The following is a 22,414-nucleotide window of genomic DNA, read 5'->3' on the forward strand; positions in this document are numbered from 1 at the left end:
TCTACTCTCTCCCAGCAATCACTTCGATTTTTTCTTCCCGTTCTTGAAACCATTTTATTTTTTCACGAACCCCAACAACTTCACCAACTAACACAATGGCAGGATGTGTTATACCAGCCTTAGAAGCAAGTTCTTCTATATTTTCTAAGTTTCCGGTAAGTGTCCTCTGGAGTGCTGTTGTACCCCATTGAATAATGGCTGCTGGAGTAAGAGGGTTTTTCCCATGTTCGATTAATTGAGTGCAAATATAATTTATGTTCCCGATTCCCATATAAAAGGCGATGGTATCAATCCCTTTGGCAAGTGCTGACCAATTCAAATGATCTTCTTCCTTCTCTGCCCGTCCGTGTCCGGTAACGATTGCAAACGAAGATGCATAATCGCGATGCGTAACGGGAATTCCTGCATAGGCAGGGGCAGCGATTCCAGAAGTAATTCCTGGCACAATTTCGTATTGTATTTCATGACTAGCTAACACTTCCGCTTCTTCCCCAACACGGCCAAATATGCATGGGTCGCCACCTTTTAATCTGACAACAATCTTTCCTTCAGATGCTTTTTCAATCAAGAGCTCATGAATTTGGTCTTGAATGATTTGATGTTTTCCTGGAAGCTTTCCGCAAAAAATAAGCTCTGCCCCCTCTTTTGCATATTGCAACAGGGCCTCATTCACTAAACGATCATATAAAATTACATCCGCTTTTTGGATGCACTCCACCCCATAAACAGTAATGAGCTTCGGGTCTCCTGGTCCTGCACCTACAAGATACACTTTTCCTTTTTTCATGTCCGATCACCTCATTATTCCTTTGATATTCCTGCAGATCTAAAAGTGGCCATTTCTTTCAGCATTAATGTGGCTGATTGTAAAATTGGAAAGGCTACAGCTGCACCGCTTCCTTCGCCTAAACGTAAATCAAGATCAAGAATAGGCTCTTTTCCCAGTAACTGTAGGGCTTTTTTGTGTCCTGGTTCAACTGAACGATGCCCAGCAATCATATAATCACTCGCTGTGCTGCAAATTTCTTTTGCCAATAGTGCTGATATCGTACAAATAAACCCATCTAAAAGAATCGGAACTCGGTTTGCCGCTGCTGCTAACATCGCCCCCGTCATTCCTGCGATTTCCAATCCACCCAATTTTGCCAAAATATCAATGGGATCGTTCCGGTCAGGTTGTCTTTCTTCTAATGCTTGTTCAATCACTTCTTGCTTATGGATAACCTTTTCTGGAGCAATTCCAGTACCCCTGCCGACAAGCTCTTTGACCTCTTCACCGCTTAATACCGCTAAAATCGCACTGCTTGGAGTCGTATTACCGATCCCCATTTCACCTAGAATTAAGCATTTGCTTCCTTGTTGAATCATGTTTTCGGCTCTTTCAAAACCAACCGCAATCGCTTTTTCTACCTCTATTTTTGTCAGGGCATCCTGTTTGCAAAAATTCGCTGTGCCATACCTTACTTTCCGATTTACTACACCATCTGCTTCAATATCTGCTGCAACTCCGATATCCACCACTTCAAAGGCAGCGCCGATTTGTTTGCTAAAGACATTGATGGCCGCACCGCTGTTTAAAAAGTTCATAACCATTTGTACAGTAACTTCCTGCGGAAAAGCGGATACCCCTTCTTCAATTACACCGTGGTCCGCCGCAAACACAATCACCCCAGGCGGTGTTACACTAGGAAATGGTTCTGAGGTCATTTCTGCCAGCAGAACGGCCAATTCTTCTAATCTCCCTAAACTCCCCGGTGGTTTCGTTAAGGTATCAATATATTCACGAACCCTTTGACCCGCTTCTTGATCTAACGGCTGGGCCTTGGAAATGGTATCAATCATTGTGATATCCTCCTGTTTTGAAACTCCTTACATTTCTTAATCCAGTTTTCTACCAAGCGAGGACAAGATCCAAAATGGAAGTGAGTATAACCCGCAATTAAATTCCCGTGCATATACCCCTCTTGTTTGAAGCCGCGCATTGCCTTTGTTTGATAGGCATGCTGAATTTCCTTGGTTGGCTGAAAGGTTGAATAATGAAACTCATGTCCCCTTGCTGTCAAATTCCCCTCTAAAAGGAAATTTCCTTCTTCCGGTGTAATTTCACGATATCCTAAGGCTGCCAACCTTGATTGCATTTTCACCTTGCCCGGGATGACTCCAACCATTTCATAGGTTTTTTCATCCGTAGTTTCAATCGACTCGGTTAAATACATGAAGCCGCCGCACTCAGCCAATGTTGGTATGCCCTTTTCAATGGCTGTCCGAATCGATTGTTTGACCTCTGTTTTCTCTTGAAGATCGGCAGCAAATTCTTCTGGAAATCCGCCGCCTATGTATAAACCGTCCATATTGTCCGGAATCGTTTCACCCTTTAACGGAGAAAATTCTATTAACTCTGCCCCAAATGCCTCTAACAATTCAAAGTTTTCCTGATAATAAAAATTGAATGCAGCATCTCTAGCAACGGCGATTCGTATTTTATTCTTTTCCCTTCTCTTAAACTGCGATTCCTTTATTTCCAAAGGAGAAGCTTTTGCTACTTCATAGAGGGCTTCCACATCGATTGTTTCAAGAACCAAGTCACCAAGTTGATTAAAAAACGAATCTAGTTCTCCCCGTTCCACTGATGGGATTAAGCCAAGATGCCGCTCAGGGATAGCAAAATGGGAGTCCTTTTGTAAATACCCAAGGACCGGTATGCCACATTCTTGTTCAATGGCTGTTTTAACGATTTTGTAATGCCCCTCACTGCCAACCCGATTGGCGATCACACCGACAATATTAGCTTCTTCTAAAAATACTTGAAATCCTTTTACAATGGCGGCAGCACTTCGGGCCATACTGGAACAATTGACGACAAGGACTACTGGACTTTCCGAAATGATACTGATTTCTGCAGTAGAACCACGATTATTCATTGGGTTTTTACCGTCATAAAAGCCCATTACACCTTCAATAATCGAAATATCCGCTCCATAACTTGCCCGGATCACAATCTCTTTTACCATCTCGTGTTCCAGCATCCAGCTGTCAATATTTCTGGATATTCTCCCTGTAACTGCCGTATGGTATGTCGGGTCAATATAATCTGGTCCACATTTAAACCCTTGAACGATATAACCCTTTTTTCTTAATGCCGACATCAGCCCGATTGTTAAGGTTGTTTTTCCAACCCCGCTGCCTGTTCCGGCAATGACAAGTCTGCGACTAGACATGAAATCCCCTCCCTAACTTAATATGGAATGATTGCAACGGAAATCGTTACATTTCCTGATTTCTTTTTGACCAGCTCTAATTTTTCTGCACCGCTATACAATAATGCGGCGGGTTCACTCACCCCATATGCACCTGTATATTTAAAAACAGTTTCTGATGGCATTTCCATTTTAACTGAATTTAGTTCTGCAGGTGTAAAATAGATAAACTCCCAATTGTTTTTACTCGCAACTTCAAGCAACCCGGATTCATCTTTTTTTATATCTATCGTGCAAACGGCTTTAACGCTTTTTTTCGAAAACTGTAATTCCTTCAATGTTTCTTCAATAACAGCTTCTATTTCCTCTGTTGTTGTCCCGCGGTTACAGCCGATACCAAGGACAATTACTTTAGGGCGATATAACACTCCATTATGTAAGATTAAATTTTCTTCTTCCGAGAGCTTCCGATGTGTAATGACCAGAGCGGCATCCAGTCCCGCTTTCAAGGCTCCATCAATTGAATCGTAAACCTTAATATTTTCCGGAATGGAAGGTCCATAATGCCACCATTCTTTCTCCCCTGACTCTTGGACGACTGCAATCTTTTCTTCATTCACGACTGCAGCACTAACAGGGGTCAGCTTTTCTGAGGAGTCCCATACCCAGCCAAACCGTTTCCCAAACAAATCAACTGGAATCGTTCCCTGTACATCAGAAGCGGTGGTTATAATCGGACGTGCTTTTAAAGCAGCAGCTACCTCTTTGGTTAATTCATTGGCACCGCCAATGTGCCCTGACAAGACGCTGATTACATGTTCCCCTTTATCGTCAATGACAACCACACCGGGGTCGGTTTTCTTATCCTTTAATAGTGGCGCAATCATTCGGACAACTGCACCCAGCGAAATAATAATAATAAGTCCCTGATAAGCTTGGAAAAGGGATGGAAGCAGCAGGCGGACACTTCCGGTAAACATTTGAATGCCCTTCGCCGCTTCATCCCCTTTTTCAAATTTGCCCATATAGTAGACATCTGCATTTTGAAAAGAAGACCCAAGCTTTCGTGCCAGTTCAACACCATGCTTGGTGATGGCAACTATCGCATAATTACCCTTCTGCTCAATTGCAGACACTTTTTCTTCTTGAAGCTCAATCATTTAGACTCCCCCCGGCGGAATCCGTGCGTAAAGGTTTTATCGTAGAGCTTCGAACGGTAATTTTGGTCATGGATGTTTTCATCAAGTGCCCAACCCGCTAAAATCATTGCCTGTTTTCGAATCCCGTTTGCCCGCATATCTTCATCTAAATGTTCCAAGGTGGACCTGACAATTTTTTCATCCGGCCAAGATGCCTTATAAACGACAGCAACCGGAGTATCCTTGCTCCAACCTGCCTCTGTCAATTCCTTTACCAGCTTTTTTGTTAAGGTCGCACTTAAGAAAAGAGCGATTGTACAATGATGTTTTGCTAAATCGGCAAGCTTTTCACGTTCCGGTACAGGAGTCCTGCCTTCGGCCCTTGTTAAAATGAGGGTTTGCGTTAAATCAGGAATCGTCAATTCGGCCTGCGCCGCTGCCGCTGCTGCAAACACGGAGCTGACACCGGGAACAATCTCAACTTCAATTCCTTTCTTTTTCAAAAGCACCATTTGCTCCATTATGGCACCATATACAGCCGGGTCCCCGGTGTGAACACGAACCACCTTTTTCCCTTGATGAATTCGACTCACCATGATATCAACCATTTCCTCCAAATGCATACCTGCCGTTTTCATTACTTCTGCAGAAGGTTTTGCTTTGGCAATTAATTCTTCGTTAACTAATGAATCTGCATACAGAACCACATCTGCTTCCTGAAGGTGTTGAAGTCCTTTAACTGTGATTAAATCCGGGTCTCCGGGGCCTGCCCCAACGATGTATAGCTTCATTTTCTCACCACCATTAATGTTAAGTATTCAAGCTCTGCTCCTTCAAGCTCGTCAGCCCTCCAAATAATCTCTTCATTTGATGTTACCTTTGTGACAACGGAGGCTTTGTGAACTAAGTCCAAATCTCGTAATACCTCAAGCATTCGATCGATTACTTTTGCTACTTTAATAAAAATAACACAATCATTGTCCTCAATTACTTTTTTCATGGTTTCATAGTCATCACGAGCCGGAACGATTGCCACATGCTCGTCACCGTCGGCTAAAGGAATTCCCAGCCTTGAAGCCGCTCCATTTATCGAAGAGATTCCCGGGACAACTTCAATGGGTACTTCCGGATGTGTCTCTTGCATTAACCGCATCATATGTATAAAGGTACTGTATAAAAGTGGATCTCCTTCCGTTACAAAGGCTACATCTTTTCCTTCCCGAAGCTTCTCCCAAACACTTTCCACGGTTTCAGTCCATTTTCTTTCCAATGTAGCTGAATCTTTTGTCATCGGGAACACAAGTCCCAGCATTTCTTTTTCATGAGGCTGAAAATAAACATCGATTATGCGATGTGCATAGCTTTTACTGCCTTTTTGTTTTTTTGGATAGGCAATAACAGGTGATTCTTTTAATTTTCGAAATGCTTTCACGGTGATGAGCTCCGGGTCCCCCGGGCCAACTCCTAAGCCGTATAATGTACCAAGCATCTTTATTCCCCTTCCTTTCGCCATGCTTCTATGATATAAATTGGATTTAACGCATCAAATCTAGTAAGATTCAAGATTGGCTTACTTCTTGAAATTTGTGCAAGAGTTATCGCTGTATCAAATCCCTGCTTCTTGAATGCATGCATGGCTTCTGATAGATTTTCAATTGTCACGGCATTCAGGACGATGCGCCCGTCCGCTCGAAGTCGGCTGCAGCAAATATCAAGGATTTCTTCCATCCCTCCTGCGGTTCCACCGATAAATACGGCATCCGGATCTGGAAACGTGTCCAAACCTTCGGGGGCCTTCGAATGGATGAGCGTTGCATCAACACGAAACTTAACTAGATTTTGTTTGCAGTTTTCCAAATCGCCTTCGTTTTTCTCAATCGCAAAGATTTGTCCTTCCCTTGCGATTTTAGCTGCTTCAATCGCAACTGAACCAGTACAGGTACCAATATCCCAAACAATACTGTCTTCTTTTAAATGAAGGGCACTGATGCTTAAAGTCCGAATCTCTTTTTTCGTGATTAAGCCTTTATCCGGCTTTCGTTGAAAAAACTCTTCATCGTTTATACCGATGGACCATTGTGGAGTTTTACCTGTTTTCTTTAGAACTACGACATTTAGCGGTGAAAACTCGGCATCCTGCATTTCCTCCAAGCTAAACCAACGGCATCTTTCATTTTGGCCGCCTAGGTTCTCCCCCACAAATGCTTTATATTCATCCATCACAAAAGATAGCAAATACTGTGCGATTTTATTCGGTGAATTTTCCATATCGGTTAAAATGGCGACTTTTTCTTTTCCATCAATCCGTTGTGCCAGCCCTTTCATGCTTCTTCCATGAACACTCGTAAAGTATGCGTCTTGCCATCTTTCTCCCATTTTGGCAAACGCAAGCTGGACAGAGCTTAAATGAGGATAAATTTCCAAATCGATTTTTGAAGATAAGTAGCCGCCGATTCCAAAAAATAACGGATCTCCAGATGCCAGAAGGACAACATTTTTCATCTCAGTTTTCAAACGGTCAACAAGCGAAGAAAGGCCGCCCTCAATTACGATTTTTTCGCCTTGGTATTCCGGAAAAAAGCCAAGTTGACGCTTTCCTCCTATTAAAATATCACTCTCATCAATCCACTTTTCATACATGGGAAGCAGACTTAACTTCCCTTCATCCCCAATGCCAATCATTTTAACCGATGCCATCCATTACTTCCGCCTTTCCTAAAAACTCCCCCTTCATCGTATATAAGGAGGTGTCTACCATAATCCCGCCATCCACTTCCTTAAGCGCGGCGAGACAGCAATTACGACTCAGCTGTTCAAAAAATGAAGTATAACCACGGGCAGCCATCATGTCACCTACCTGGGAAGCGGTATTTGCCTGTTTAATTTCCTCGATCAAAACAGCATCTGCGCCCGCACTGCCTGCTACTTCCGCTAAAAACTCAAAATTAACAGGGGCACTTTTTGAATGAACCATCATCGTCCCCATCGCAACTTTTGAAAATTTCCCCATCATTCCGACCATTGAAACTCTTTTCATACCTTGCTTTTTGGATTGTTTCAGTGTAAAACCCACAAAGTCGCCCATCTCGACAAAGGCTTCCTCGGGAAGTTCCGGAAATTGTTTGATGGCACATTTTTCACTTCGGCCGCCAGTGGTTATGACAAGATGCTCGCACCCGCTTGCACGTGCTACACTGATGGCCTGAATAATACTGGCTTTATAGGCTGCTGTTGAAAAAGGAACAACAATACCACGCGTACCAAGGATTGAGATCCCTCCAATAATACCCAAGCGTCCGTTCAGCGTTTTTTTGGCTATTTCTTCACCGGCTGGTACTGATATCACGATTTTTATCCCTTTTTCGATGCCAAACTCGCTTAAAATCCCTTCCGCTGTCTTTCGGATCATCTTTCGAGGGACCGGGTTGATGGCAGCTTCCCCCACTGGAACGGGCAATCCTTCCTTTGTAACCCGGCCAACCCCGACACCTCCGTCGAGAATGATCCCCGGCTCTTCAGACCAGGAAACTGAAGAAATGATCAATGCCCCATGGGTTGCATCCGGGTCATCTCCGGCATCTTTAATGATACTTGCGGTTGCCATGTTCCCAGTGACTTCACAGCTTTCGGTTTGAAACGTTGCAAATCTTTTAACCGGCAAAAAGATGGTTGACTCTGTTTGGGGTTCACCCGTAATTAATGCTGTTAGTGCAGCACATGTTGCTGCAGTTGCGCAAGCCCCAGTCGTATATCCTTCACGCAACTTACCTTTAGGTACTTCCTGCATGTTCTACACCCGGTCTGCAAGAATAGAAATGGCATTTAGCGCCGCGACGGTTACCGTACTGCCGCCCTTTCTGCCTATATTCGTGATAAAGGGGATGTCCAGTTTGGCTAATTCTTCTTTCGATTCAGCCGCTGATACAAAGCCAACCGGCAGCCCAATCACAAGATCCGGTTTCGCTTCCCCCTCTTTAATCAGGCGGATGAGTTCAAGTAATGCTGTCGGGGCGTTACCAATCGCATAGATTCCGCCTTCCGCTTCTTTAACCGCTTTTCTCATCGAAATGATCGCTCTTGTTGTATTTAATCGTTTCGCCTCTTGTACAACATCCGGATCAGAAATATAAACTTTAATTTCTCCCCCGTATTTTTCAATTCTGGCTTTATTTGCCCCGCTTTGAATCATTTGAACATCGGCAACTACTTTTTTTCCGCTGCGAATTGAACGTATTCCAGCCTGGATGGCATCCGGATGAAAAAGTACGCTTTTTCCCAATTCAAAGTCGGCGGATGCATGAATAATCCGCTGAACAATCGGATATTGCTCCGCAGTAAAGGGATGCTCACCAATTTCTTCAGTAATCATTTCAAAACTTCTTCCTTCAATTTGCTCTGGCTGAATCGTTAATGGTTTAAATTCGGTACGAAAATCCATTTCCTTCACTCCTTTTAAAATGTATTTTAATTGGCCAATTGTGGAACAATCTTTTTATGTAGTTCTTGAACCACATCTGAAAAATTAGAATATACCGTTCCGTAATTGATTTTTGGACGTCCAATCATGATAACTTCTATCCCAAGATCCTTTGCCGCTTCAACTTTTTCATCAACCGACCCGACCTTGCCGCTCTCCTTAGTAATCATTAAGGTTACACCATATTGTTTATAAAGCGCTTGGTCAAACTCCTTAGTAAACGGGCCTTGAATCGCGACAATATTTTTTTGCGGCAGCCCGAGCTGTTCGCATTTTTCCATATTATCAACCCGTGGCAGCATACGAGCGATTAGCCGAATATCCGGTTTTCCTAATAATTTCTCCGTAAAAATCTGGAGTGTTTTGCTTCCCGTAGTCAGCATCACCACTCCTTTTTTGCTTGCAGCAATTTCGGCTGCTTCGTCGTAACTTTCTACAACCGTCATCTTCTCGTATTGAAAGGTTTGGGATTCACGCTCATAACGAATGTAAGGGACACCCGCTTGTTTTGCCGCGCTTATCGCATTTTTGGATGCCTCTTCTGCAAAAGGGTGACTCGCATCGACGACCGCTTGAATTCCCTTTGATTCAATCAAGCTCACCATTTCATCGTCCGTTAATCTTCCTGTTTGGACAGAAATACCTGATTCCCCAAGTTCATGTGCAGCATTGTCGGTTACAACGGTAGCAAGGAGATCATAGCCATCTTTCATGATTTCTAAAGCCAGTGCTCGGGCATCACTTGTACCAGCTAATACTAAAATCATCTTCGTTCTCCTGCCTTTTGTACTTCGTGTTCATGATGATGGTCATGATCGTGATGATGGTGATCATGGTCATGGTCATGATGATGGTGATGATGAACATACTCCATTGCATTCACACGATATTGGCAGGTATCACAGTTCATTTTCACTTCGTCCTGAAGAGCTTCTTCTACACGGTCAACTAGAATATTCTGCAATTTAGGGTGATAGCCAAAATACCCTGCCAATTTAAATTCAACATCTGGATATTGTTGTTGGAATGGCACCACCATCTCTTCTAATCGTTTGATTAAAATTCCCGTGAACAAAAAGTATGGCAAAATAATAACTTTCTTCGCACCAAGCTTTAAGCACCTCCCAATTCCTTCATCTACAAGAGGATTGGTTACCCCCATGAAAGCCGGTTCAACAATTTGGTAGTTGGTTTTTTCCCACAGTAATCTAGAAATCTTGTATAAATCGCTATTAGCATCCGGGTCGCTTCCGCCACGTCCTAACAGTAGTACAGCCGTATCGGGATCAGGATGATCCAGATTCTCGCCAATTTCGATTAATCTCGTTTTTAAGATTTCAAACGTTTCCTCATGCACACCAATAGGTCGGCCATAGGTAAACTGTACTACCGGATATTTTTTCTTTGCCTCATCGATAGCAGCTGGAATATGAATTTTCGAATGTCCCGCTTGCAAAAGCATAATCGGAATGACCACAATATGGTCGGCCCCTTTTTCGACACATACATCAATTCCCTGATTTACTGTAGGTTTTTCAAATTCCAAAAAACTCGTCTGAACGAGGATGCTCTTGTCCCAATAACTTCTCATTGATTCTATAAACTGACGAACTTGATCATTTCCTTCGCGATCCTTACTTCCATGACCTACAAATAAAATTGCTTTCAAAATATTTTCTCCCCTTTGTTTAAAGAATGGACCCCTAGATTTCCAAATCTATTCTCCGCATACCGCTTCTTCAATTTTGATTTTCGGTGTAATATCTTGATAGGTGAAGCCTTGAACCTGCTTTACACGTTTAAAGAATTTATAGAAGCGCTCATTTGGATGAGCCTTTTGCTTGTATTCTTGAACAATCCTTTCAACCAAGCCGACTATTTCATCAGGTCCAATTCCTTCCGCGACGATTTGACCTGGGTGGGCACTTCTTCCGACTGTTTTTGCCCCTAAAAATAAATCAAAGGCACCATTACGGTATACAAGACCGATATCTTCTTTTACCGCTCCGTAACATGCCATGCCACAGCCGTTTACCCCGAGTTTTAATTCCTTAGGAAGTTCCATTCCTCCAAGCCTTTCATGCAGTTCCTCGGCATATGGAATCGAGTCCTTCTTTTCGCCATCACAAAAATCGCAGGCTTTTACACTTAAAACATCGCCAATCGGAGAAATCAAAAAGTTTGCATCTTTTAATTTCTGCACAATTTCATCTGGCTGGGAGGTTAGAATCTGCAGTTTAATAGAATGATCCGGCGTGTATTCCATCACACCTTCTTCCCCCGTGATTTCAGCTAGAGTAAGCATCTGTTTTGGTGTGAATTTTTTATTTGCGACACCAGGACTTACTGCCAATTCAAAAATAGACTGGATGGGCTGATTAACAATAGGAGAAATGTTTTCACCCACGCCAGTAATCAATTGTAGTGCTTCTTCTGCCAATGCTCTCGAGGTTTCTATGTCAGACAGTAATACGGGATCCTTCTTTTTTAGTTTTACATTATCAGTTTGTTCCAGCGCCCATGGTTCAGCTTCTTTTTGTAAACGCTGATGCGGTTTTAATGGCTGAATAGCCTGATTTAATGTATATTTCCGTTGATAACCGCGCGGGGTAACCATTAAGTCATCATAGAAAAAAGTAGAAGAGTTTCCAATGATCACAGTGGTTAACATCCCAATTTCATGGTCAAGCATGTCTTGTAAATTGGTCATTACAATATTTTGATTGTCTCGGTATGCACTTTTCACTAATCCTACCGGGGTTTCCGGCAATCGATATTTTAATAGAATCCTTTGCGCTTCAACGATTTGTCTTGTTCTTCTCCCGCTTTTTGGATTGTAAAGAGCAATTACAAAATCCGCTTGTGCAGCTGCTTCAATTCTTTTCTCAATTAATTTCCACGGTGTTAAATGGTCACTTAAACTAATGGTGCAAGCATCATGCATGATTGGAGCTCCTAGTAAAGCCGCACAGGAGTTAATGGCGGAAATTCCTGGTATGACTTCGACTTCCACCCCTGAATCCTTTTTCCACCCTTTTTCAATCAATACTTCATAAACGAGTCCTGCCATTCCATAAACACCGGCATCACCACTCGAAATCACGGCTACTTTCTTTCCCTGTTCTGCTTGTTTGACCGCTTCTTGAGCCCTGCTTACTTCTTCTGTCATTCCTGTACTAATAAGTTGTTGCCCTGTTAATAACCCCTTGATTAAATCCACATATGTTTTATATCCAATGATGATATCGCTTTCTTGTATTGCTTCTCGTGCTCGTTCGGTTATATGTTTGTAATCTCCCGGGCCAAAACCGATGACCAACAATTTCCCTTTCATCCTGATCTTCCTCCTTTCCATAATTCAAGACCTAGAAATCGTTCAATCTAATTCATGACACTGTCTTTTTTACAGGCTTTACGATTCCTTCAATGCATTCTGAATTCTCCGGTTGTTTAAATCCTTCCCCATCAAATTGATAAATGATATGATCTTGCATTAAGGCTCCACCTAATAGATGTTGCTTAACAATTCTACTGCCTACTTCCGGTGTAACATCCTTGTACCAGGTTCCATCCGGATAAACAATGGCAACTGGAGCATCCTTGCATCTACCATTGCATCTTGTTCTTGTTGTATGTATGAATGCGTCCAAATCCAGATTGCTAATCTCGTTGCGAATAGCTTGTGTTGCCTCCTCTCCGCCTTTTCTCATGCAGCTGCTTCCGTTACAAATAAGTACATGGTGTTTCGTTCCATTTAAATTCCAGGTCGTCATAAAACACTCTCCCTTTGATTTTTAAGACAAAAAAGCACCCCTATGAATATAGGGGTGCAGATTAAATACACACAATAAAGTATAATGTTGGTATTTTTCAGCACTACTACCTATATTCCCGTAGGTTTCATGAAGCAAATAGGACAAGGCAGGTCTCCTGACTCAGGTTCATCATTTCATTACGTCTTCCCGAAAAAACTTCAGTGACATTTGCAATGAAACTCCTCATAACAGTGGCGGGTACCGTGACGGATTCTAACCGTACTTCCCTTTTAAGCGCTGTTTTAGCGCACCTTTTCCTATTACTATTCAATTTTTATAAAAAACTTTTTCCCTTTATTTCACAAAAGAGGTTGTAATAAAAAAGATATTAATTTTTATTTTGATTGTTTAAGGACATTTTTTATAATAGACTATCAATCACCCTATATCAAGTTTTCCAAGGATTTTTTTTGCAAAATTTTCTCAAAATAGATATATTATCCTAAAAAAACATCAATAAATTTCCGATGATTATAATTGGATGGATATATTTTCACAAAAAAAACAAAAAAGTTTTATGGAATAGAAGAATTATTTGGGAGGTTTTTTTTCATGAGTTTCTATGAAGATAAGTCTTTCGATTTGCAGCATAGCGGATAGTACGTGAAGAAATGTTTCATGCGGAGTCGAACTTTTTGAAAATCTATCATAATAGTAGTGTACATGCCTAGCTATATCGATTCTTGCTTCATAATCAAAGTGGTAAAAATCAACGATTGGAGCATGTAAACCGGCTCCTAACGGTATGAGCGTCCCCATAACAATTTCCCCATTTTCAGGCGGGATTGCAAGCGGGTCACACACTAATACATCAATTGTTTTTTCTGTTAAAATATCAACCACAACAAAGAAACGGTCATTATATTTATAGCCAACATAATAGAATTTAGGGATTGCCTTCCAAGATTCCCTTAACCACGATTCAATCACAGGTCCCTTATCCAACCCTCGGTCCTTTTCGGCTAAATATTCCGCAATGCAGCTTTCACTATAATTGTAGTTGGCATCATACAGAATTCGCCACCAAAATAAATTATGCAGCAAGATATCTTTTTTCTCTTCCCTTGTTTTAAGTTCGTCTACATATTCCTCTAAAAAGGGAACTACCTCGTGAAAATAGGCATCTAGCGTAAAGTCCATAAAATCGCTAAAGGTATCCATCATCCTTTCCCTAAACTCTTCAGAAACAGGATAATCCGGCCGAAAACTTTTTGTATTTGTTCCTGACTGGGCAAACTCAATAACCTTCTCTATAGTTTCCTTCATCTCTATCATGTAAACCAATCCTTTCAATAAAATAAATCTTTTAAATCGACACGAAAATAATCCTCTACAGATATAGATCATTCCGATATAGGGTCATGATTTGCCTTTCCTTTTACTTTCCTTGCAAAGATGGTTTGCCTTCCCTCTTGTTCATTTTCCTCAAAAAAGAGCACATTCCAGTCTCGAAATTCTTTTAGCAGCTCTTGAGGCTCTAGTTTATATTGTTTAGATATTCCCTGATTCTCGTTTTGCGAATTGAGATAATAGGTTTCAAAAAACACATAACCATCCTCTTTTATAATGTTCTTCAAAAAAGGAAAAAGCTCTCTATCTAGATAATAGGTAATCACCGCTAAATCAAAGGAGTTTTCCTTCCAACTAAGATTGTTCAAATCCTTCAAATCACATTCTTGTGGCATGATGTTGAGTTGGGTCCTTACTGCCTGTTCCCGAAGAAAGTTAATAGCAACCTCAGAAATGTCAACGGCTTGGACTTGATAATTCATTCGTGCAAGAAGTAAACTGTTGCCACCAAGTCCACAGGCAAGGTCAAGAACAGTACCCCCATGAAGATAAAGAGATAGATTTTTTAATCTCGGGTTTGCCACAGGAAATTCAATTTGTTTAAGACGATTTTTATGTTTCGTATTCCATTTTGTTCTGGTGTCCATAAAAAAAAGCTCCTTATAACTGAATTCAGAATAGATGATGGAAATAGGAATAAACATTAGGGCATTAATACAAATTCGAGGGAAATCAATGGAAGGTTATACGAATAAAATTTAAAAAGATTACTGGTTAATTATAACATCCCATTTTATAGAATGTTCAAGTCATTTAATGCCTTCACAAAATTGTAATATAATCCTTGTTAAGATTCTGTCCCATACTAATTAAAACAACTTGATAAAAAAAGAAAGATGTTTTCACAAAGATTGTTGTTTATAGAATAGATTAAAGGGCCTGTTGATTCGGAGTATCGTCTTTGATAACAACCCTGTCTGTATTAGGACTCCATTCGGACTCATTCATCTTTGAAATTAACAACCCTGTCTGAATCAGGGCTCCATTCGGACTCCACCTTCTTTGAAATCAACAACCCTGTCTGAATCAGGACTCCATTCGGACTCCATTCAGACTCATTCATCTTTGAAATCATCAGCTGCTTACAATTGTATTTATGTGAGTAATATTGGTAAGAAACAACAACAGGGTTTACGAAACAGCCTAAAAGAAAAATAAAAAAAGGAGCGATACTATAGAAATCACATGATTTCAAAAGTACAGCTCCCTGTTGACTGGCGGCTACTGGGTCAAACCCAAGCTTAAAGCGGAAGGCAATTCTAGTTTAATGAATTAAAGTTAATCAAGATGGCTGAAATGCTACTAGTTTTTTTAACTAACACCATCAAGTACCACAAAAAGTTCGGTAAGGGAGGTTTGATGGTGCTGGCAATGAGCAGAATTCTTCTTGATCAGTACTGTATTCGTAAGGTCTTGACAGAACGTTAAGCAGTTTTCCCATCACACTTAGGTCCCCCTCATTTACCGCTGCCTCGAGCGCCTCTTCTACCCGATGATTCCGCGGAATAACTGCAGGATTGCTGTTACGCATTAACTCTAGGGAAGATTCTCTGGATTCCTCCTGTCTCCCTCGTCTTGCCTGCCATTTTTCATGCCATTGCGTAAATTCTGGAGTCCCATTGAGAGGAGTATCTTCCATCTTTTCGATCGTTAGTGCACGAAAGGTATTCGTATAGTCCGCATAGTATTGCTGCATTATTTTGAGGAGATCTTCCACAAGGGTTGCATCCTGCTCTTCCTCGTTAAAAATCCCCAACTTTTTTCTCATTCCTGCAAGCCAATTCTTCTGATATAAATCCATATAACCGGAAATGGCATCCTGAGCAATTTTTACAGCCTCATCTTGATTCTCATGCAATAAAGGCAAAAGGGTTTCTGCAAATCGTGCAAGATTCCAACCGGCCATATATGGCTGATTGCCAAAAGCATATCGCCCTTGAACATCGATCGAACTGAAGACTGTTTCTGGATCATATGTATCCATGAAGGCACAAGGACCATAATCAATCGTTTCCCCACTAATTGTCATGTTGTCAGTATTCATCACTCCATGAATAAAACCAACTAACTGCCATTTTGAAACCAGCTCAGCCTGCCGCTTAATTACTTCCTTAAGCAGGGAAAGGTATTGATTCTCATTCACCTCAATGTCTGGGTAATGGCGTTTTATTGTATAGTCTGCGAGGATTCTAAGGTCCCCATCACTTCCCCATTTTGCCACATATTGAAAAGTACCGACACGAATATGACTTGCAGCCACACGAGTGAGGATTGCACCTGGCAAATAGGTTTCTCGGGCAATGTTCTCACCCGTTTCTACCACTGCTAAACTGCGAGTCGTCGGAATCCCAAGTGCATTCATGGCTTCACTGATGATATATTCACGAAGCATTGGACCAAGCGTTGCCCTGCCATCCCCCCCTCGGGAATACCGAGTCCTTCCTGAACCTTTAAGCTGAATATCATAGCGTTCTCCATGAGGGGTAATCTGTTCACCAAGAAGCAGCGCCCTGCCATCACCTAACATAGTAAAATGTCCAAATTGATGTCCGGCATAGGCTTGAGCAAGGGGGGAACCGCCTTCGGGAATCCGATTGCCGGCAAGGACTGCGATCCCATCTTCTGACTGAAGTCTCTCGACATTCAAGCCTAGTGATTTTGCTAACGGTCCATTAATTATAATTAAATTAGGCGATCTGACTGGGTTCAGGTTTTGACTGGTAAAAAATGATTCTGGCAGCCGAGTATAACTATTGTCAAAATTCCATCCTGTTTCATTTTGATTTGTCATGGTAACTCCTTTTAAAAGATGGTTGTTTTTTCATTCGCTGATAAAGCGTGTGGATTCACTGATAAAACTGATAAATTCGCTGATAAACTTCGAAAAATTGCTGATAAGGTGGATTTCACACCTCTTTTAAGTGTATTTAAATCATCTACTCTTCATATTAACACTTTTATTGTCCTCTTCTTCAAAAACCAATATACCTGCACGTCCCCGCTATGATTTCTTTTTAAATATCAAATACGAATATAAGTAAATCCCCGCAATCCCAATAACTAACGCCGTAAAGAATAGCTGCATACCAATTGAACCAAACATACCTGCTATAAGAGAGATAAGTCCAATAACAACTAAAACATAGCCGCCAAATCTGTGCGTTTTTTTCCACACATATTCCGAGGCAAGTGTCCATGGTGATCGAAAACCAATAAAATAATTGTGGCGAATTTGCGCCATGTAATTACCAATTACAATGAAAAGTATTCCAAAAAGGATAGGCACTACCTTTTGAAAAGGGACATAAATCCCAAGTGCACTTGCAATGGCAATTAGGTTCATACAGGATAAAAACAGGATAATCACCAGATTCATAATCGAATAGGCGTTTTTATGCAATTTATAAGATTGCTTTTTCGGGTCTATTACTGGTAAATAGTTTAAGAAAAAAAATAAGACAATAGGCAATACACCAAGGCTGACAAGTTCCAGTTTAGGTCCATAGCGGTTAACATCGCCATTGATTCCCCAATGCACAGGCACTTTATCCGGTAAATTAGGATAGGCCAAGAGATTCAGCAGCAATGTTATAATCGCAATTCCCATCGTTATGAAATAAATCTTATTTTTCCTCACACGTTTCTCCCCCTTAACTTTTTTTATCTAGCAGCCACTTGATGACATCCTGTAAAATAGTGGAATTTAACGAGTAAAGAATAAACTGGCCCTTTTTTTCATCAAGAACTAATCCTGCAGATTTAAGGATTTTCAGATGATTGCTGATGGAGGGCTTGCTCATATCAAATTGGTCGGCAATTTCACCCGCTGTTAAATCCTGCTCTTTCAACAAATCAAGAATTTTTCTTCTTGTTGGATCGGCTAGTGCCTTAAAAACGTCGTTCATTTAAGCCTCTCCTTTTATATTTAGTTAATTATCTAAATATATAATACCATATTTTTGAAATAAAAAAAGACCAAAATGGCCTTTTTCATTTAATCAACGTTCGCGGTTTACGATATAATTCAATAAATGCCTCAAAAAAGTGATATTACGGGGCACATCCTGTAACGCCTCGATTGCAAGACAGTAATGTTCCCACATCGCTTTTCGAGCACCCTCCGGTCCAAGGATAGACACAAAAGTCGAGCGGTTGTTTTCAGCATCTATTCCGATTGGTTTTCCTAGTAAGACCCGATCGCCTTCCACATCTAGCAGATCATCCTTAATCTGAAAAGCAATGCCGGCATGGCGGGCAAAATTTTTCAAGGCCGTCATTTCAGCTTCCTCAACCTGGGCTAGAATCGCTGGCATGATGAGTGACGCCTCAAAGGCGATTCCCGTTTTATAAAAGCACATCGTATTCAATTGTTCAAGTGTCATTGGTTTCCCTTTAGACTCTAAGTCCATCGCCTGTCCCATGCACATACTCTCTGTAACCCGAGAAGAATACTGAATCAACTGCAGTACTGTTTTCGCATCAAACTGGTCAAGAGAGGCTTGTTCTTCTGTCGCCTTTTGAATTAAGAAAATGCCGGATAATTCAGCAATAGCCGCATTATATGTCTGATGGAGTGTAGGACGGCCCCTGCGGGTAGATGCATTATCCTGGGAAGGCAAATCATCAAAAATAAGTGAGGCAGTATGCATATATTCCAAAGATTTTAACAGCGGTACCATCGCTTGCGGATGAAATCCATATGCGTTAACCCCCATCACCCAAGTAATAATGGGTCTCAGCCGCTTTCCATCCCCTTCCAAGCTATAATTTGCAGCCTCAATGATTGAATCGTGAAATTCAACTTTGGGAATCGGCAAAAGTCGATTCATCTGATCACGTACACTCTCAATCGTATTAGAGAATTCATCCTGCTCTTTCCGTTCATTTTTCATCATCGTAATTACATGATCTCGAAGCAGTTTATCAAAGAAATCTACATCAGCTGCTTTTCGGACCATTTTTTGAATCAGACGATTGAATTTAGGTACACCGGAGGCAAATAGCCTCATCACATCATTGTATTTTTCTGTACCCATTCGTTCTTTAAAACGTTTCAGGCTATTAATGGCGCGATCGAGTATCACTTCACAGGTCTTTAGATCCGAGTGATACACGTTATGGATTAAATTGGCGATAACCGTCCAGTATAACTCGAAGGGGTTGATCAGATCCTTACGCTTCTGATGATATTTTAGATAATAGGTATAGGGAGTGACCGCACCATCCTCCCAATCATTAAACATATCAGTAAAATCATCCGCCAACTGATTATAAATTCCGTAAAAGAAGGTACGGTTGTCAAACCCCTCGTCCTCAGGGGCACTAATAACAGACCTGGCAATCAATCGGGAAAAAGAAGATTTTAAAATGATAGGAAGATAAAGTTCTTGATTGCTATAGTTTGGATTGGATAGATTCTTTTCACGGTCCACTTCCTGAGAATGAAAGAATACAAAGGATTGCTCAAAAAAACTTTTACGTGTGTCAGGTCGTTGATGGTCCTTAATATATTCAAAGGCTTCTCGAAGTTCTACATGAATCGGGCGAATCATGTCTTCGATCGCAAAAGCCCACTCCCCCAGCTCAGGCACAGTGCCAGTAATAAGGGTGGTCCGGATTAGATTGGAATATTGTTTTTTCTCTTCTTCAGATAAGACTTTGGCATCGAGAAGGTCGTCAATAAAAGGGTAGGTCAGTCCATAGGAATAACCCAGTCGAATCGCTTCATCCAGTTTGCGGGAACGTTCTTCCGGCGAAATCTCCTTGTCCATCTCTTCCGTCACGTGCATGACGACGCCGCCAATGATTTTAATTAATTTCCGCTGGGCATTCTCCGCGTCCATCCCCTTTGGAATTATTTCGGAAACCGTCTTAAGTTTATTGATCAACCAGATAATTGTAGATTCAATACGTTCCTTTTGGCCCCACCGATACATTCCTGCCAAACTAAACATTTCCGTTTTGATAGGCTGCGTCAATTGATTTTTTAAGTAATCAACTACTTGACGGATCCTCTTTTGTGTATCAGGGGAATCCAAGGCTTTACCCAAATCCCGCATAAATATATATGAGATACTTCGATCTAAATAAGGATCTAGTTTACCTGTATAATCAAGCCATCGGATATGATTGTAATATCCTGTTCTTTCCTTTTTTCGTGCAAAAAAAGTGAGGGATGAATAACGATGAATATGATTATGTTTCCAGGACTGAATGTCTTTTGTTAAGACAGAAACAAAAGTCTTTTGCTGAACCTGGGTCAACAGTGATTGAAAATATTGTGCAGCCTTCTCTTCAGCCTGCTGATAGCATATATCGGTATCATAAATTAGTTCCTTATTCATCGTAAACATTCCCTCTAGTTTATTTTTCTATTTTAAAAAAATATCCTATATCTAGTAATTATACAAAAATATTTACTTAAAACTATTAAAATATATTTATATATAGTCCAAAAACAGCCGCTTTATACGCTTTTCCTTAAAGGAAATTAAAAAGACCTGTTCCTTCATTACAGGAACAGGTCTTTTTGAAAGAACTGATTTAGCTTTTTGTCACAAGTTTCAATGGTGCTGGAATCTTTTTTGCTACCTTTTTACCCTGAACCACATCTCTGCCGGCATCAACAGCAAGTTTTCCGATTAATTCCGGCTGTTGAGCAACCGTTGCTTCCATTTTTCCAGCTTTAATGGCTTTCAGTGCATCATCATTTCCATCAAATCCAATGACCATAATATTTTTACCAGAACTATTGATCGCTTCAATCGCCCCCAATGCCATTTCATCATTATGGGCAAAGACGGCTTGAATATCCGGATTTGCTTGAAGTAAATTTTCCATTACTGTTAATCCCTTGGTCCGGTCAAAATCAGCAGATTGTTGCTCTACTACATTCAATTTCTGATCGGCGATAATATGAAATCCTTTTCCCCGTTCACGTGTAGCGGAGGCGCCTGGTACACCTTCAAGTTCAGCAACCTTTGCTTTCTCCCCAAGCTTCTTCACAATGTAATTCCCTGCCATTTCTCCGCCTTTGATATTATCTGAAGCGACTAATGCTGCAACTTTCCCTTTATCAGCAGAACGGTCAAGCGTAATAACAGGAATTCCAATGTTGTTTGCAGATTGAACAGCTGTTGAGATTGCAGCAGAATCTGTCGGGTTAATCAGTAAAACGTCAACACCCTGCTGAATTAAATCTTCTACATCATTTATTTGCTTTGCAGAGTCATTTTGTGCATCAACCACCTTTACTTCCATTCCCAATACCTTCGCTTCTTTTTGTACCCCATTTTTTAAAGAAACAAAAAACGGATTGTTTAAGGTGGAAACGGATAGGCCAATCTTCACATCTTTTAAATTTTCCTTTTTCGCCGGCTTAGCCCATTCAGGCGGCTGCATCGAACAAGCGCCTAAAAGCAAGAGTGATACTGATATCAATAGTACAGCTAATTTTTTCATAAAAAATTCTCTCCTTATGCTGATTTCTTCCGATCAAGTAATACAGCAATGATGATTACAATCCCTTTTACTACTTGTTGATAGAATGAAGATACACCAAGAAGATTTAAACCATTGTTTAATGTACCAATAATTAACGCGCCAATCAGCGTTCCAAAAATTCTTCCTTTCCCCCTGAAAGGCTTGTCCCTCCTAATACAACTGCCGCGATGGCATCGAGTTCATAAGAAGTACCCGCTGTCGGCTGTGCTGAATTCAATCGTGATGTTAAAATCGCCCCTGCTAACGCAGCAAGTAAACCGGAAAGACCGTAAATGATCAGCTTCACATTTGGTACTTTAATACCCGAAATAAGCGCGGCCTTTTCATTTCCTCCGATGGCATATGTTTTTCGGCCAAATGGGGTTTTATGAAGAACAGTATATAATAATACAAACGTTACAATCATCGTAATTGCAGGAACAGGAATTCCTAGAAAATAACCACGGCCAAATAACTGGAATAAGTAATTTTCACCTAACCCTGTGATTGGGTTTCCTTTTGTATAAACAAGTGTCAAACCTCTAAAGGCTGTCATGGTCGCCAATGTGGCAATGAATGGAGCCATTTTTCCTTTTGTAATCAAGAGTCCATTGACCATTCCCATGATTCCGCCAAGAATACAACCGACAATAATCGCCAAGATTGGATCAAGACCCGATACAATCATACCTGCCGTTAAAGAACTGGATAGGGCTAGAATCGCACCGACTGATAAATCAATTCCTCCTGTTAAAATAACAAAGGTCATACCAAATGCGATTAACGCATTGATGGCCACTTGACGCAATAAGTTTAGTATATTTAAAGGTTCTAGAAAACTTGGATTTAATATGGAAACAATCACAATTAAAATAATAAGTCCGAGAAGCGGTCCAAGTTTCTGCGTAACCGTATTCATAAAATTTGCCTTGCCAGCTTTTGTGCCTTCATTGA

The 22,414-nt window shown here is 41.0% G+C and carries 20 protein-coding genes, 1 pseudogene and 1 riboswitch; all 21 genes and pseudogenes read right to left on the reverse strand.

What is annotated here, in order from left to right; all coding sequences use genetic code 11:
* Position 1: 1 nt before the first annotated feature.
* Positions 2 to 787, reverse strand: coding sequence for a uroporphyrinogen-III C-methyltransferase (gene cobA / locus RCG21_RS20265; protein WP_308913713.1), 786 nt, complete (start codon positions 785 to 787; stop codon positions 2 to 4).
* Between the two features lie 14 nt (positions 788 to 801).
* The gene (cobT, locus tag RCG21_RS20270; protein ID WP_133334982.1) at positions 802 to 1,842 is read right to left on the reverse strand and encodes a nicotinate-nucleotide--dimethylbenzimidazole phosphoribosyltransferase; all 1,041 of its coding nucleotides are present in this window, start codon (positions 1,840 to 1,842) and stop codon (positions 802 to 804) included.
* Complete coding sequence (locus tag RCG21_RS20275; protein ID WP_133334980.1) at positions 1,839 to 3,218, reverse strand: cobyrinic acid a,c-diamide synthase CobB; 1,380 nt, start codon at positions 3,216 to 3,218, stop codon at positions 1,839 to 1,841. Before RCG21_RS20275 ends, cobT begins: the two co-directional genes overlap by 4 nt.
* Before the next feature lie 17 nt (positions 3,219 to 3,235).
* A complete protein-coding gene (locus RCG21_RS20280; protein ID WP_133334978.1) occupies positions 3,236 to 4,357 on the reverse strand; it encodes a cobalt-precorrin 5A hydrolase in 1,122 nt (373 codons plus the stop codon).
* Positions 4,354 to 5,127 (reverse strand): precorrin-4 C(11)-methyltransferase, encoded by a 774-nt coding sequence (gene cobM, locus RCG21_RS20285; protein WP_308913714.1) that lies wholly within the window; start codon positions 5,125 to 5,127, stop codon positions 4,354 to 4,356. Before cobM ends, RCG21_RS20280 begins: the two co-directional genes overlap by 4 nt.
* Positions 5,124 to 5,825: a precorrin-2 C(20)-methyltransferase gene (gene cobI, locus RCG21_RS20290; protein WP_133334974.1), complete on the reverse strand. Its 702-nt coding sequence runs from the start codon at positions 5,823 to 5,825 to the stop codon at positions 5,124 to 5,126. Before cobI ends, cobM begins: the two co-directional genes overlap by 4 nt.
* A gap of 2 nt (positions 5,826 to 5,827) precedes the next feature.
* The gene (gene cbiE, locus RCG21_RS20295; protein ID WP_133334972.1) at positions 5,828 to 7,033 is read right to left on the reverse strand and encodes a precorrin-6y C5,15-methyltransferase (decarboxylating) subunit CbiE; all 1,206 of its coding nucleotides are present in this window, start codon (positions 7,031 to 7,033) and stop codon (positions 5,828 to 5,830) included.
* Entirely contained in the window at positions 7,020 to 8,123 is a 1,104-nt protein-coding gene (locus RCG21_RS20300; protein ID WP_133334970.1) for a cobalt-precorrin-5B (C(1))-methyltransferase, read from the reverse strand. The genes cbiE and RCG21_RS20300 overlap by 14 nt, the downstream gene beginning before the upstream one ends.
* Positions 8,124 to 8,126: 3 nt before the next feature.
* The gene (locus RCG21_RS20305; protein WP_133334968.1) at positions 8,127 to 8,774 is read right to left on the reverse strand and encodes a precorrin-8X methylmutase; all 648 of its coding nucleotides are present in this window, start codon (positions 8,772 to 8,774) and stop codon (positions 8,127 to 8,129) included.
* Between the two features lie 26 nt (positions 8,775 to 8,800).
* The gene (gene cobK / locus RCG21_RS20310; RefSeq protein WP_133334966.1) at positions 8,801 to 9,580 is read right to left on the reverse strand and encodes a precorrin-6A reductase; all 780 of its coding nucleotides are present in this window, start codon (positions 9,578 to 9,580) and stop codon (positions 8,801 to 8,803) included.
* Positions 9,577 to 10,482: a sirohydrochlorin chelatase gene (locus RCG21_RS20315; RefSeq protein ID WP_133334964.1), complete on the reverse strand. Its 906-nt coding sequence runs from the start codon at positions 10,480 to 10,482 to the stop codon at positions 9,577 to 9,579. The genes cobK and RCG21_RS20315 overlap by 4 nt, the downstream gene beginning before the upstream one ends.
* 48 nt (positions 10,483 to 10,530) lie before the next feature.
* Entirely contained in the window at positions 10,531 to 12,147 is a 1,617-nt protein-coding gene (cobJ, locus tag RCG21_RS20320; RefSeq protein ID WP_133334962.1) for a precorrin-3B C(17)-methyltransferase, read from the reverse strand.
* 52 nt (positions 12,148 to 12,199) lie between these two features.
* Positions 12,200 to 12,586, reverse strand: a complete 387-nt coding sequence (locus tag RCG21_RS20325) for a (2Fe-2S) ferredoxin domain-containing protein (protein ID WP_133334960.1) — start codon at positions 12,584 to 12,586, stop codon at positions 12,200 to 12,202.
* Positions 12,587 to 12,716: 130 nt separating this feature from the next.
* A riboswitch (cobalamin riboswitch) is annotated at positions 12,717 to 12,898 on the reverse strand.
* 261 nt (positions 12,899 to 13,159) lie between these two features.
* A complete protein-coding gene (locus RCG21_RS20330; RefSeq protein WP_133334957.1) occupies positions 13,160 to 13,903 on the reverse strand; it encodes a hypothetical protein in 744 nt (247 codons plus the stop codon).
* A 68-nt stretch (positions 13,904 to 13,971) separates the two neighbouring features.
* Positions 13,972 to 14,565 carry a class I SAM-dependent methyltransferase gene (locus RCG21_RS20335; RefSeq protein WP_165976267.1) on the reverse strand — a complete coding sequence of 198 codons (594 nt, stop codon included), beginning with the start codon at positions 14,563 to 14,565 and terminating at the stop codon, positions 13,972 to 13,974.
* Between the two features lie 737 nt (positions 14,566 to 15,302).
* On the reverse strand, positions 15,303 to 16,769 hold the full coding sequence (locus RCG21_RS20340; protein ID WP_133334953.1) for a protein adenylyltransferase SelO: 1,467 nt from the start codon (positions 16,767 to 16,769) through the stop codon (positions 15,303 to 15,305).
* 210 nt (positions 16,770 to 16,979) lie between these two features.
* The gene (locus RCG21_RS20345) at positions 16,980 to 17,615 is read right to left on the reverse strand and encodes an SdpI family protein (RefSeq protein ID WP_133334951.1); all 636 of its coding nucleotides are present in this window, start codon (positions 17,613 to 17,615) and stop codon (positions 16,980 to 16,982) included.
* Positions 17,616 to 17,628: 13 nt separating this feature from the next.
* Positions 17,629 to 17,883, reverse strand: a complete 255-nt coding sequence (locus tag RCG21_RS20350; RefSeq protein ID WP_133334949.1) for an autorepressor SdpR family transcription factor — start codon at positions 17,881 to 17,883, stop codon at positions 17,629 to 17,631.
* A gap of 93 nt (positions 17,884 to 17,976) precedes the next feature.
* On the reverse strand, positions 17,977 to 20,331 hold the full coding sequence (locus RCG21_RS20355; protein ID WP_308913715.1) for a polyprenyl synthetase family protein: 2,355 nt from the start codon (positions 20,329 to 20,331) through the stop codon (positions 17,977 to 17,979).
* A gap of 190 nt (positions 20,332 to 20,521) precedes the next feature.
* Entirely contained in the window at positions 20,522 to 21,439 is a 918-nt protein-coding gene (gene rbsB, locus RCG21_RS20360; protein WP_133334945.1) for a ribose ABC transporter substrate-binding protein RbsB, read from the reverse strand.
* Between the two features lie 14 nt (positions 21,440 to 21,453).
* Positions 21,454 to 22,379, reverse strand: a pseudogene (gene rbsC, locus RCG21_RS20365) (ribose ABC transporter permease RbsC).
* Positions 22,380 to 22,414: the final 35 nt, after the last annotated feature.

The sequence above is a fragment of the Bacillus salipaludis genome (genome assembly GCF_030938565.1).
Taxonomy (GTDB): Bacteria; Bacillota; Bacilli; order Bacillales; family Cytobacillaceae; genus Neobacillus; species Neobacillus salipaludis_A.